Source organism: Fibrobacterota bacterium (assembly GCA_019509785.1).
Taxonomy (GTDB): domain Bacteria; phylum Fibrobacterota; class Fibrobacteria; order UBA11236; family UBA11236; genus Chersky-265.
In genome coordinates this window covers 1-14,038 of record JAEKLQ010000049.1, presented here as the reverse complement: position 1 = coordinate 14,038, position 14,038 = coordinate 1, and the positions used below count along the sequence as shown (strand labels likewise).

At 60.2% G+C, this 14,038-nt stretch carries 7 protein-coding genes and 1 tRNA gene; 5 read left to right on the top strand and 3 right to left on the bottom strand.

The features are described from left to right. Positions 1-187 precede the first annotated feature (187 nt). Positions 188-2,266 carry a hypothetical protein gene (locus JF616_14670; protein MBW8888994.1) on the bottom strand — a complete coding sequence of 693 codons (2,079 nt, stop codon included), beginning with the start codon at positions 2,264-2,266 and terminating at the stop codon, positions 188-190. A 6-nt stretch (positions 2,267-2,272) separates the two neighbouring features. Then, positions 2,273-3,883, bottom strand: coding sequence for an L-aspartate oxidase (nadB, locus tag JF616_14665; protein ID MBW8888993.1), 1,611 nt, complete (start codon positions 3,881-3,883; stop codon positions 2,273-2,275). A 127-nt stretch (positions 3,884-4,010) separates the two neighbouring features. On the opposite strand from nadB, the gene JF616_14660 reads away from it, so the two are divergent. The 3 genes from JF616_14660 to JF616_14650 all read left to right on the top strand — a co-directional run bounded on the left by JF616_14660 (position 4,011) and on the right by JF616_14650 (position 7,407). Further along, complete coding sequence (locus JF616_14660) at positions 4,011-5,864, top strand: peptidylprolyl isomerase (protein MBW8888992.1); 1,854 nt, start codon at positions 4,011-4,013, stop codon at positions 5,862-5,864. 122 nt (positions 5,865-5,986) lie between these two features. After that, positions 5,987-6,130, top strand: coding sequence for a hypothetical protein (locus tag JF616_14655; GenBank protein MBW8888991.1), 144 nt, complete (start codon positions 5,987-5,989; stop codon positions 6,128-6,130). Positions 6,131-6,345: 215 nt separating this feature from the next. Next, positions 6,346-7,407 (top strand): response regulator, encoded by a 1,062-nt coding sequence (locus JF616_14650; protein MBW8888990.1) that lies wholly within the window; start codon positions 6,346-6,348, stop codon positions 7,405-7,407. A 19-nt stretch (positions 7,408-7,426) separates the two neighbouring features. Here JF616_14650 and JF616_14645 read toward each other — a convergent pair whose 3' ends face one another. Next, positions 7,427-13,201, bottom strand: coding sequence for a hypothetical protein (locus tag JF616_14645; GenBank protein MBW8888989.1), 5,775 nt, complete (start codon positions 13,199-13,201; stop codon positions 7,427-7,429). Between the two features lie 195 nt (positions 13,202-13,396). Here JF616_14645 and JF616_14640 point away from each other — a divergent pair. Next, positions 13,397-13,471 (top strand) — tRNA-Glu (locus tag JF616_14640). Positions 13,472-13,689: 218 nt separating this feature from the next. Further along, the coding region (gene glgC / locus JF616_14635; GenBank protein ID MBW8888988.1) for a glucose-1-phosphate adenylyltransferase at positions 13,690-14,038 on the top strand (349 nt) is incomplete at its 3' end.

Here is a 14,038-nt window from a genome sequence, read left to right as displayed (position 1 = left end):
GCAACGAAGTCGCAAAGACGAAAAGCGCCCGCTGCGATCGCAAAAGCCTCTACGATCGCAATTGTTTACGGATCATGGACTTAAGTCATGGAGCCGGGAAGAATCGGCTATCACGCACGGGACGTGCTTCGGTTCGGATGCGAGGGTTAAGCGACGGTTTCGGAAGCGTTAATGCCCGTCCGTGCAGTTAGTCGAAGTCCCACTTTTTCCGCAAAGCCCAGGACGCGGAAAGCAGAATCAGGACAAGCAGGGCGATGGGCAAGGTGTTGTAAAGGCGGATAGCCACGGTGCGATCCATCCGCAATTGCGCGTCGGGAAGCGTGGGTAACAGGGAGGTTACCTCCGATCCCGATGGCCGAAGCAAAGCGCCTCCCGAGCGGGCAGCCAGATCGGCCAGGCTTCCGGCGTCGAAGCCCAGACGCGCCAACTCCAAGGCTTCTTGCGGCGAGGCCGCGAGGGAATCCCGCCACAAGGTATCGGCGCCGATGCGCACCCACAGGCGAAAGCGCCCGGCCGGCAAGACGATGGCCTTGGCCGTCCAGTCCGATGCGTTTCCCGCCGCCGCGGGCCTCAGCCATTCCTTCGATAATCCGGGCCCCGCGGCGCCGAAAGCACAGGCCGCAGCTTGATCGGATTCTCCTGAGGCGCCCTCGGGCAAATCGATTTCCGCATCGAACGGGATCCCGGCGATGGCGCGGCGAGGCAAGGAAACGCGGGCCGCGCTTTCCTCCTGCCCGGCCAGGGCGTAGGCCGCCCGTACGTAAGCTCCGATGTTTTCCCGCGTCGAGAAATCGCCTTGCGGATCGAACAGGTTCCCCCAGATGGCGGGCAGGCAGAAGAAGAAGGCGCGTTTGCCCTGGCCCATCGGGATGCGCCCCATTAGCATGGCCCGCTTGGTTCCCTCCTTGATCTCGATCGAGGTCCCTCGCGCCGGGGCCGCCGGCGCGCGCAGCGGGTCCGGAGACAAGGACTTCAACCGTACCACCTCATCGGGGAAAGCATCGGAAGCGGACTTGCCGGACTTGATTTCGGCGGCGGGCGTGAATTCCGCCCACGGGGCATCGGGCAATCCGGGGAGGGTTCGCGAACCCGCGGTCGCGCGCCCGAAGCCATCCTCGCCGGTACGGGCGTAAATCACCGCCTTCCCGGCCTGGATCCCCAGCCACGCGGCCAACTTCGCGTTCGCCAAGGCTCCCGCTTCCATCCATACCTGATCGCCAGCGGCGGGCGCCAAGCCGGCGGTTTCCTCGGCGGAGAAGAAGGTCACATTCAGGTTACCCTCCGCCCTCAGGGCGTCCACCATCCCCCTTTCGTCGAGGCTGCGGATGGGCTTGAGGATGAAAACGCGCCGCGCGGCAGCGCTTCCGGAGGCGGCCACGGGCACGGTATCGTTCCATCGATCGAAGTTCGCGGCCGGGGTGGCCGGCTCCAAGGTGGCGCGCAAGGTCCCGGCTCCCGGGGGCGGTGACCAGGCGAATCGGGACGATCGGGAACCATCTGCTCCGGCCGGGGCGGAGCCGGGAAGGTTGCGCGTCAGCAGTATGCGTCCGCCCCGCAGCAAGCGGAGTTGGGGATCGCCCGACACCTTGCCGACGGGTTCCCATTTGACCTCCGCGGCGTTTCCATCCAAGGCGACGGATACCGCCTGCACCTCGGCCACGGAGTCCGGCATGAATTCGACGGGATAGACGGGCACGCGCCAAGCGCGCGCCGAGCGGCCCGAGTCGAGCACGGCCCTGCCGTCGGAAAAGAGGAAAACCGCCTGTAGATTGGGGATGGCGGCGGTGTCGGCGAAATCGGCGGCGGCTCCCAGGCTGGTGGGATCGCCGGGAGCGGGCGCCGGAGGGCCGGGCGCATGGGGGAAACCGGAGACGGGCCAGACCGACGCCGCGAAATCCGCCACGCGCACGTCGAATTTCTTCGCGCCATAAGCGGAAGCGAGCCGGGCCTGGAAATCGGAATAGCGCGATCCCAGCCCCAGCACGGCGCCGTCGCGGAAGCTGGCGCTTTGATCGCGCAGGATCAGGATGGCGGGATTGTGGAAGCGGACATTGTGCCGCCGCAGTTCCGGACCGGATAGGGAGAGCGCTAGGAGAACGAGAGCGAGGGCTTGGAGCGCGAACAGAACGCGCCCGCCCCGTCCCGACCCGATTCCACCCGCCCCTCCTCCGCCCGTCCCTCCGCCATAGGCCCGCCACAGGATCCATAGGCCGACGGGGATGAGAAGAAGGAACCATGCCGAACCGGTGAGATGGAGGGAGTACATCGCATCCTAGTCGACGGATCGCAAAGTGGTGTGCCTCGCCGAGCGCGCCATTTTCGGATGATCCAGGTTGTAGTGCAGGCCCCGCGATTCCTTCCGGCGCTGCGCGCTCTCGATGATGAGTTCGGCGCAAAGGGTCAGGTTGCGGAGTTCGATCAATTCGGGCACCATCGAGAAGGACCAATAATCCTTCAGGATCTGGCGGCTGATGACGCGGAGGAATTCCCGCGCCCGCGCCAGGCGATAATCGCTGCGAACGATGCCCACGTAATGCCACATGGTGGACTTGATGGTATCGAGGGAATGCGAATAGAGGATGGTTTCGGGAGCGGGCTTCAGGGCCAGGCTGTTCCAGTCGCGGAAACGCGTCTTGGCGGGACGCGGCAACGGATGATCCGAGAAATGCGCCAAGGCACGCTCGGCGAAGACTACGCCTTCGAGGAGCGAATTGCTCCCCAGCCGGTTCGCGCCATGCACGCCGGTGCATGCCGTCTCCCCCACCGCGTACAGCCCGGCCAATTCCGTGGCGGAATTCACGTCCACTTTCACGCCCCCGCACATGAAATGCGCGGCCGGCACCACGGGAATCCATTCCTTGGCGATGTCCAGGCCGATTTCGCGGCAATGCCGGTAAATGTTCGGGAAATGCTTGAGCAGTTCGGCGCGGCCCAAACCGGTCGCGTCCAGGTAGACGTACGGTTGCCCGGTACGCTTCATCTCCGCGTCGATGGCGCGCGCGACGATATCGCGCGGGGCGAGGGACTTGAGCGGATGCACCTTATCCATGAAGGGCTCGCCGCTTTGGTTCTTAAGCACGCCGCCGTGCCCGCGCAATGCCTCCGTAATCAGATAGGTCGGCTTTCCCGGGTTATACAGCGTGGTCGGATGGAATTGCATGAATTCCATGTCCTCCACGGCGGCGCCGGCCCGGAAAGCCATGGCGATGCCGTCCCCCGTGGACACGGAATCGTTGGTGGAATGCGCATAGACCTGGCCTACGCCTCCGGTGCAAAGCACGGTTGCGGAGCCCAGGAATAGGCCGATCTTGTCGCGCTTAACGTCCAGGGCATAAAGGCCGTAGCAACGCCGCGGCCCCGTCTCCCGTTCCCCTTTCTTAAGGTGCTTGCGGGTGACCAGATCGATAGCCAGGTGATCTTCCAGGATGGTGAGGTTGGGATGCCGCCGGGCCGCCTCGATGAGCGCCCGTTGGATCTCGTGACCCGTCAAATCATCGGCATGGAGGATGCGCGAGCTGGAATGGCCGCCTTCGCGGGCCAAATGGAAAGGCGGGCGTCCCTTGGACTTGCCCTTGGCTTCGCGGGTAAACCGTACGCCCCATTCCACCAAGTCGCGGATGGCCTGGGGGCCCTGATTCACCAGGATGCGGACGCGATCCTCCCGGCACAGGCCCGCTCCCGCCACCATGGTGTCGTGGGCATGGCGCTCGACGGAATCGCTGGGGTCCATCACCGAAGCGATGCCGCCTTGGGCCAGGTTGGTGGAGCCCGACCAGCTCAATTTCTTGGTGAGAACCAGGACCCGGCCCTGGTCGGCCGCTTTCAAGGCGAAGGAGAGGCCGGCGATACCCGACCCGACTACGATGAAATCATATGCCGCCATCGATCTCCACGCCAACCAGGTTCTTGGACCTAGGCATCCCGGGCCGGGGAATTCGACCGGATTCCGCCAAATATATAAATTTAGGCCCCCGCGCCTTTTAGGCCGGGCAGGATTGGAGCGCAAGCGCATGACTTTGGAATGGATGAAAAAGCAGGCCGGCTGGGTGATCGGCATCTTCGGCGTATTCATTTTGGGCGGCTTGGTGATGATGGATCGCGCGGGGAGCTACCGCCAGGATCGGCATCACAACATCGTCGGCAAGGTGGACGGTGAGGAAATCCCTACGGAGCGTTTCCAGACCGAGTTGAAGAACTATTTGCAGGGTCAGCAGGCGCAGACGGGCAAGGCCCCGGAAGGCATCCAGCTCGCTCAGATCCGCGAGGGCCTGTTCAACTTCAAGGTACAGTCCCTGCTGATCCAGAAGGTGTTCCAGAAGTACCAATTCTACGCCTCCCGCGATGAGATGATGGATTACATCGTCAAGCATCCGCAGGAAGTCGCCCAGCATATCTCCCGTTACCATGGCTATGAGGAATTGCCGCCCTTCCTGGCGGACTCCACCGTCGATCAGAACCGCTATGAGAACTGGCTGGCCCAGGACTCGGTCTATGATCGCTACTCCATGCGCGAGCTCGAGGAACAGCTCCGCGTCTCGGTCATTCCCCAGCTGCAACTGCAGCAAATCCTCAAAGCGCAGTCCCATCGGACCCTCCTGGAGGAGTCCTACTCGGTCGCGACGCGCGAAGACAAAGCCAAGGTGAAGTTCTACCACGTCTCCACCGACTCCTTCGCGGTCAACCCGGACAAGTACAAGGACGCGGACCTCAAAGCCTATTACGACGGCCATCCGGACAGCTTCTACTTCCACGAGGACGCCGCCCGCTTGTCCTTCCTGCGCCTGCCGTTGCGCCCCTCGCATGCCGATTCCGCCCTCATGCTCGACTTGGCCAAGCAGCTCAAGGAACGCGCCCAGAACGGCGAGAAGTTCGCCGACTTGGCGAAGGATTATTCCAATGATCCCGGCAGCGCCGAAAAGGGCGGCAAGCTGGAAGGCTTGCGCGGCCGCGAAGGCCTGGACCCCGCCTTCGCCAAGGTGGCGTTCTCCCTCAGCCCCGGCCAAATCTCGGATCCGGTCCTGACCCAATTCGGGTACCACATCATCCTCTTGCACGATAAGAAGAAGGTCGACACCTCGGAGAAGGTCGAAGTGAGCCACATCCTCATCAAGATCAATCCCGGCACCGAAACCGTGGATAGCCTTACCAATCGCGCCGAAGAGCTGCGCGGCATCGCGCAAAAGGACGGGTTGGAAGCGGCGGCCAAGGAAGCGAAGCTTAGCCTCGAGAAGACGCCCATCTTCGAGAAGGGCAATCTGACGCCACTCGGGGGCGTCTATATCCAGGGCGTTAGCTCCTTCGCCTTCGGCCAGTTCGAAGCGAAAGAGAAAGTCTCCGAGCCTTTGCAAGCCGACGACGGCATCTACCTCTTTTCCCGCGACGCCCAATTCGAGAAAGGCCGCAACTTTGATCGCGCCAAGCCTTCGATCGGGGCGATTATGGCGCGCGAGGAAAAAGTCGCCATGGCGAAGAAGGAGTTGGAGGCGCAGAGGTCCGCCATCGCCGCCGCCCCGCAAGACGCATTGCCGCCGCGCCTGGGCAAAGCCGTTCTGGACAGCACTCCCGCCGCCACCTCGGCGGATAGCTGGGTGCCGGGCTTCGGGTATTCCAGCCCGAACCTGTTCGCAATCTTCAGCCTGCCCGTGGGCCAATGGAGCCCCGTGTATGCCGGGGACATGGGCTCGGTCATGGGCAAGGTCACCGAAAAAGCCTTCTTAACGGAAACGGAGATCACGGCCAAGGCCCAGGCCGCCCTGGCGCAGAACAATACCTACGAGTCTTCCGGCATGTACCAGGAGTGGATCGCAAACCTCCCGAAATCCGCCAAGGTCGAGAACAAAATGGACCTCGTGTTCCGGGATTGATTCGGTTTTGTCACGATCCTGTCCGGCCGCGCGCCCCGCGCCTATAAAGAGAGGGCGCGGCTCCCGGAATCCGCCCTATCTCGGGTTGAGCGCCGAATCTATCTTCGTAGGTTAGTGGAACCATGAAAAAGCTCATCTTCCTGACGTTGATCAGCTTCGCCTTAGCGGGTCTCGGGAACATGTTCAGCCGTAGCCTGAGCGCATCCCTGGGCGCCTCCCCCATGCCTGCTTCGGGCTGGGCCATGTTCAAAGAGCTGTTCCAGTAAACCCGTCTCCCGCCCCGTCCAACGGGCAGGTAGATGGGGAATGAGCGGAAGGATCCCTTCCGCTTTGGCGGTTTTCCGACACCCATCCCCTCCCCTTCCGCGATTCTTCCCCTTTTCCGGCTGATTTGCCCGTCGCCCCTCCCTTAGAATCGGGGTTGGCACTCTTGTCGCCCGACCCCTAAGATTAGCGAGGTTATAACCGTTAGAGGCCTCGCGTGGATTCCAAAGGCAACATCCTCATAGTCGACGACGAGCCGTCCATTTGCACGGTCATCTGCGACTATCTCCGCTTGCAGGGCTACAATTGCGCCAGCGCCAACGCCGTCGATTCGGCGCTGAAGATCCTGCAAACGGTGCAAGGGGTGGATTGCATCCTTTCGGACATCAAGATGCCTGGGAAGACGGGCCTTGATCTACTGCGCGAAGTGAAAACCTATTGGCCCGAGATGGCGGTCATCCTTTTCACCGGCAACGCCGAGATCCAGACCGCCGTGGCGTCCATGCAAGAGGGCGCGTACGATTTCATCCTCAAGCCCATACAGCTCAAGCAGGTCATCCACAGCATCACCAATGCCTTGGAAAAGAAGCGGATGAAGCTCGAGCTCAAGAACTACCAGAAGAATCTCGAGAAGCTGGTCGAGCAGCGCACGAACCAGATCAAAGACGCCATGCAGATGCTCGAGGTCTCGCACCTCGATACCATCAACCGCCTCTGCCAGGCGGCCGAATACCGGGATGACGAAACCGGGTACCACGTGTTGCGCATCAGCAAGTATTGCGAAGTGCTGACCCGCGGCGCCGGCCTCTCTCCGGAAGAAACCTGGCTGCTCTCCAAAGCCAGCCCGCTCCACGATATCGGCAAGATAGGCATTCCCGATTCCATCCTCCTCAAGCCCGGCCGGCTCACCGCGGAGGAATTCGAGATCATGAAGAAGCATGCCGAGATCGGCGGCGCCATCCTGAAGAACGCCAATTCGCGCGTGTTGCAAGTGGCGGAAACCGTGGCCATGACGCATCACGAGAAATGGGACGGGAGCGGCTACCCGCGGGGACTGCGGGGCGAGGACATTCCCCTGATGGGCCGCGTAACCGCCGTCGCCGACGTCTTCGACGCCCTGACCATGAAGCGTTGTTACAAGCCGCCCTTTTCCCTGGAGCAATCGGTCGGGATCATCACCGAGGGTAAGGGCCGCCACTTCGACCCGCACATGGTGGAAATCTTCCTGGCCAATCTCAACGAGTTCATCGCTATCCAAGGCGAATACTCGGACAAGTAACGCTCGGACCAATAAAGGCTTACATCCGCAACAAATTGCGTTGGGCGCGATAGGCGGGCTTGCCTTCGGACTTGGTCGTGAGCGACAGGTTATAGATGCCCGCCGGCAACGGCATCCCGGTCCGATCATGGCCGTCCCACATGAAGTTGAGGGCGTTGCCCGACTCGATGGTCTTTTCCCAAACCGTACGGCCGCGGAAATCCCGAACCTTCAAATCAAAGGTGGTCCTGCCGAACGCCGCGGGCAAGGAGTACCGGATGAGGGTGGATCCGGAGAAGGGATTGGGGTAGTTGGACAAGGCCAGCAAATGACCGGGAACCAGGCTTTGCATGATCCGGTCCAAGTAGTCCTTGTCCCCGGCCACGAGATGGTAGTCGTTGGCCTTCAAATCCCCTTCGCTCACGGTTACGGCCTGGTCCTTCGTCAACGGAGTCGCCTTGGCATGCGTGGCATCCAACAACCAGACGGGGATTTCCCGGGTAGCCTCGCTTATGCGCAGGGAAAGGCCGCCCGAGCCTTTGGCGGATACCGCCTGCAGGGCCCAATTGCCCTCCAAGCCTCCGTCCAAGGGTTGGATGTACTGGGAAACCTTATCTTCCCCCTTCAGCAATGAGACCCGGAAGTCCTGGCCGGGTACATTGGGCGCCTCGGGGAAGAGGATTTCCCGAGCGCCGCGCCCGATGCGGAGATCCATAGCCGCGGTGGCATCCCGGGCTTCGACATAAACGGCCCAAGACCCGTCGTTCGCTGCGGCGACCTTGGCGGTAGCCTTCGAGGTCCGGGTGGTGTCCGCTACGGGGAACGTCAAGGTCTGGGCGACCGTCGCCTTGATGGTATACCCTTCCCAAGGATAGAGGACCGCGCCGACGGAAGGCGGGCTGGCAGCCGCCGCTTGGACCGCCACCCATTTGCTCGCCGTGTCGTTATACCGCCACATGGCAGGCGCGTTGGGCCCGGTCAGGCCTGAGGAGTCAAGCACGTCTTGCCATTTCATGGGAAAGTTGAAGGGCAAGGAAACATCGTAATAGCGGTTGGGAGCAAGGGACATCACGAAGGGTTGGAAATCCAGCGACATGCCGGAATCGGATATCGGTATGTAATTACTGGTAGAACCGGACCACACGGCCATACCGGAATCGTACCTGAAGGCGGACGCGTTGGTGCCATCATATGCCGTAAAGGCTCCGGCTCCCTCTCCAGTCCCCAGGTACTGCATTAGCCGCATGTTGTCCTGATCCCACTTATCCTTACCCAGGATCCGGGCCAAACTGGCGCTTTGGGATTCGTCCCATGGGAATCCGAACAGGTTCCAATGGGGATTTTCATTGGTGGAACGACTGTACCGCTTTCCTTGTCCTCTATTGTAAAACTCACTGCTATGGATGTCCCCGTTCCGGAAAAGAGTGCGGATGAATCCCCGGGTTCGGGAGATTTTGCTGCCATCGAATACGGTCATCACCACTTCCACGGAGCGCGTCGACTTGCCGACCTGATCCGGGTATTTGGTATTATCATTGTAAAATTTGCTGAACGGTATCTTGACCGTCATCTCGCCGCCCGAAAGATCCAAATCGCCTGAAAGGGTGTCGACGGCTCCCGGAAAATCCGCCGCCGAGACCGAATCGAGCAGGAACGGCTTCTTTGCTCCAGTCGAAACATCCGCGGCTTCGGCGGCAAAGGCCTTCATATAAAGATCGTGCAGCCGCGTCATCCGCAGGGAGGGATCCAGATTCGAATAACCCGAACTGGCGACGACGGTTTTGATGGGATAGCTCGCGGAAATAACCTTGGGCACCCTGCTCCCGGCCGGGACGTAAACCGTGCCGCCGGCAGGGATGGCGCTGATCAGGACCAATGGATTGGCGGTTTTGAAACCAGCGCCTTTGATATGGATGGTAACGTGAGAGGCCGAATCGCGCATCGTATTGAAATCATAAATCGGCAGTTGAGCATCGCTTTGGGATACCGTTCCCGGCGCGGCTTGCACTTTGCCGAAGGCGTAGACCTGGGGGCCGTTGACGGTGGACTCGAAATTGATGCTGAACTTCCCCCCTCCCAACGGCTTGATGTACCAATCCGGTACCAGGGTCGGCTTTCCGGAGGCGTCGGAGGGCAGAAGGAACAAGTCCAGTCCGGAGAGTTCGGGGTTGAAATACAACTGTACTTCCCAAGTCAGCTTTTGCTTGGAATTCGCGGCGCCCAGGGTTTTGACCGATGCGTCCAAGTAGAACATCGGCAGGGGCGAGGTCAGGTCCAAGCCGTATTGGTTCAGATTCGTCACGGTGATGAATCGCGGTACCTTCACCAGTCCCGAATCCGTCGCCTGCGTGAGCAGCACGGTGGTCTCGAATTTCCCCTTCCAAGCGCCGGAGTCCACGCCGAAGATGCCGGTCTCGCTGGGGCAAGCCGTTTTGGATTCGCTGAAATTGCAGTCCGTATCCTGTACGTTGGGCTTCGAGGTAATGGTATCGGAATACGCATAGCCCATCGCCCGGCCCGAGCTGTACCGGCTCAAGGCCGCATAGAACCAATACTTCTTCAATTCTTGGATGCCATCGGCCGTGTCCGTAATATTGCCCGAAACGAGCTTGGAGATGGGATATTTCTTATGCTGCGCGGAAGGGACGGGGGTCAGGTTCGCGTCTATGCTACCGGTTACGTCGGAAGTTAACCAGAACACCTGAACCGAATCTGTCTCTTGCGGATCGGGATCAAAGCTTTTCCCGCTGACCGTGAAGCCGATTTGCCGGAAAGTACCCTGGACCAGGGTGGGATGGATTTCCACCACCCCCATCACCGCGGATGGGGCCGGCGGATACTCGTAAGCGCCCACGTCCTTTCGGTTCTTGCGAACCTGCGCGAAGGCATCGGTGGTAACGCTGACGCTGTAATCGTTGGCCGAACTGCCGCCGTAAAGAGGATTGCATGGAGCTAGGGAACTGCACTCCACCACGAAGCGCAAGGCTTGGCTGATGGCCGTGGCGTACTTGGTTGTCCAACTGGCCGTAATGTCGCTGGAACGAACGGGGCTAGATGCCCCCAGCCCGCCGCTTTCGGACAAGTTGTGGAGATTCACTCCGGCCGTATAAACGTTGTGGTCCAGGACCGGATGCTTAAGCGCGAGGCTGGCATCTATGGGATCGGTCAAGCCGGAGAAAAAGTTATCGGCCACTACGGCGGCCACGTCATCCGAACTCGAAGTGGATATTCCCGAAGTCGGCGTTTTATTGATGGCGGTATCGGCAACGAAAGAATTGAACATGATTTTCAGGTTGGGAGTGCTCGAGGAGGACAATTGGACGCCTTTGGCGAACCCCCAGACCACGTTATTGATGATGCGCACGTCCGCGGTCGAGCCGACCGCCACCGTGATGGCCGGCGCCTCCACCGAACCTATGGTATGGGCCCGGAAGATGTTGCCGTCGATCAGGCAGCCGCCCGCATTCACCGCCAAGCCGGCCTTGACGCCGGCAGCGGGCTGCTCGATCAAGAATCCGCGCAAGGTGACGTTTCTGCGCGCGATGGTCAAGGCGTCCTTCTTGTCGCCCAGGAAGACGGGGCGATTGTCATCGATGTGGCCTGCGGCGGGGGGCAATGCGGTGATGGTGATATTGGAAGAGCCCGGAGCCAGAACGGAATCGATGGTGATATCCGTCATGGGAATGGTCCCATTGCTGATGATGATGGTACTGGCGCTTTTGGCGGCCACCACCTTGAGGGCGGAGTCGATAAGGCAATAAGGTTTCGCTATGGTCCCGTCGGCGCCGGGGCAGGTAGCCGTATAGGTCACGTAAACCGAATCGCTGGTGGTCAGGCCGATATCCACCCCGGCCGAAGTAAGCGTGGGCGACCCCGCCTTGAAGACCCCCCCGCCGATCGAAGCCACGGGAACCGCCTGGAAGAAATATCGGCCCTTATCGGGCACGGTAATGGTCGGTGAGATGCTCACGCTATTGAGGGGGACAACGAAGCTTTTGCTCAACAGCACTTGACCCCCTTCATTCAGGGTCAAGATGCGGATGCTGTCGATCGCCTCCGTTTGCCTCGTCACCTTCAGGTCAACGGTTTTATTCAGGCTATTGCTGCCGACGATGCTGAGGGTGAGATCGTTGGCCGGGAATCCCGGGAAGTTGGAGAGGGTCGCGATGGCAGCGTTCGATTGTACGGCAGCCATGAAACTCCCCCGGAAATGGAGCATCTTGACGTAAATATCCACGTTGGGACCGTTGCGCACCTCCCTAGGCACGGTGAGGATGTTATCGAATCCGGTCCATTGCTTGCGCTGGGGCTGGCCCACGGAGGCTATCAAGGCAGTCGTATCGTTGGTGGCAGTCAACTTGGCGAGGGTGTTGCTGAAGAAGAAGTACGCATTCTCGGGAAGGAGAAGCTGCTTGTAGTAGTCCTGGTCGAAATCGACCACGGTGATCTTCGCCTTATCGGAGCCGGAAGAGTCCGGTTGGATTTTCAAACTTGCGCCTTGCGCCCCGGCCTTCAGGGGACTGGGGATGGTGATGGTATCCTGATCCACGAAGGCGCCCACCTTGACATTGGCCAGCCAGGTTTTGCCCCCAACGAAGGGCGCGAATGAGGGGACGGTGAAATACATTTTCGTGGCGATGGTGGAGATATCGTTCATCGCAACCGGGCTGCCGGCCCAGGATCCCGTGAGGAACACGCGGTAGATCTTTCCGAAGTCGGGACTCTTGCGGGACAAGGTGGAATCGGTGCGGAGCTCGGTCAGAGGGTAATCCTTCACGTCCCCGGCATTAGGGCCGTAATTGGAAAATCCCCGGGGCAGCGCCACGTTCACGTTCCCGCCTGTGGCCCCCCTGATCGTTACTCCCACGGTAGTGGGTTCCGTTACGGCCAATGCGGGACTGGGCTTCCCTTGCGTCCAGGCATTCCTGAGAATGCTGTCCGTCGCGACCGCGGAAGGAGGGGAATTGAAAACGATGGGTGCGATAGTATCGACCTTCAGCGCGAAAAGATTATGCATGATGACGGCATTGTTGAATGCAGTCCCGATGCTGCCCCCGATGATAATCGGATTGTATTGGTTGCGGGAACCGGCGAAGGTATTGGCGATCACATGGAATGGCCCGTTCGTGTTCAGCAAAAGCCCCGTGCCGAAAAACACGTTGGCGCGGGCTTCCAGCTTGCTGAAGGTCCCGACCCAGCGGATGGCCCGGGCATAACCGTTCACGGTCGGCGGGGCCCGGAATAGCGAGCGTTCCACCAATACCGAACTTGCCCCGATGTTCAAGAGCGCGGCGCGCGGCGAGAGCCCATCCTTATCCGCCATCCAGAAATGGCAACCCGTGACGGTACTGCCATCGGCCATGACATTGACGGTGCTGCTATCCGAGGTCAGGTTTTTCCGGGCGAAGGCCGTACGGGAAAGAACCAGGGTATTTCCCGCGGAATCGAATAAGAGCGAAGCATTGGTAGTGGAGCCCTCGGTGAAAGTGAACATATCGTCCAGGGTCGTGGCGGGAACCGTAGCGGGACGATCCATGTTCAAGGAAGTGGTCTTCCCCACTCGCCCGCCGATCAGGATGGGCCCGGATAGCTTTACGGTGTCCTTCGTCTTACCGGATTCCGTGGCGTCGATGTTGAGATGGACCGTCATGCTCCCCGCGACGCAGCCATGGATCATCGCGTTCAGGGCAGCGGGATTGTAGACTGCGCTTCCGGCAGCCCCAGTTCCAGAAGTGAAATCCGAACTGGATTTCAGGACGATGGTGGTATCGGAGCAATCGGACCATACCGATCGAACGAGAACGGCAAAGGCCAAACCAAAAAACACATTCCGCATAGATGCTGGTCCCCTCACCGCGTGCCCTCCGTCCCGCCCAAAGCATCCCTTTCCGCGCGTCCGAAAAAGCGCGAGTGGATTAAGAACATTGATGCTTGAATTCCCGCAAACGGCTCAAAAAAGTAGTAACCCGATATGGTGATTCGAAACTTATTTATTATCTTTACAACCCTTGGTGTGTTCGTCTAGTGGTTAGGACGCTGCCCTCTCACGGCGGAAGCAGGGGTTCAACTCCCCTACGCACTACCATCTGAATGCCGCAACAGCCAATGTCGCGGCGAAGAGGCGCTTCTACCGGGAAGCGCCTCTTTTTTTCGCTGCCCGCGCCGAACTCCGCCCCGCTTATCCTGGCTTCCATCCTCCTTAATGTATCCAAATGCTTGCGTAAAATCCGCGTAAATCCTATTTTCAGCCGCACTAAAAACGGCTTTTAGCCTCCCCTAACCCACCCCGAGGTCGGAAGGAACATGGAAAACCTATTGGCGATGATTTTGGCCGGGGGCCAAGGCTCCCGGCTCCAGCCCCTTACCAATGATCGCGCCAAACCGGCCGTCCACTTCGCGGGAAAATACCGGGTCATCGACTTCGTCCTCAATAATTTCGTGAATTCGGGATTCTACCAGATCAAGGTCCTGACCCAATTCAAATCCGACTCCCTCAACCGGCACGTCTCCCAGGCCTGGGACCTGAACCGGAACCTCGACCAATACGTCGATCTGGTGCCGGCGCAGATGCGCATCGGCAATTCCTGGTATATGGGCACCGCGGATGCGATCTACCAGAACGTGAACCTCATCCGCGACGTACGCCCGGACC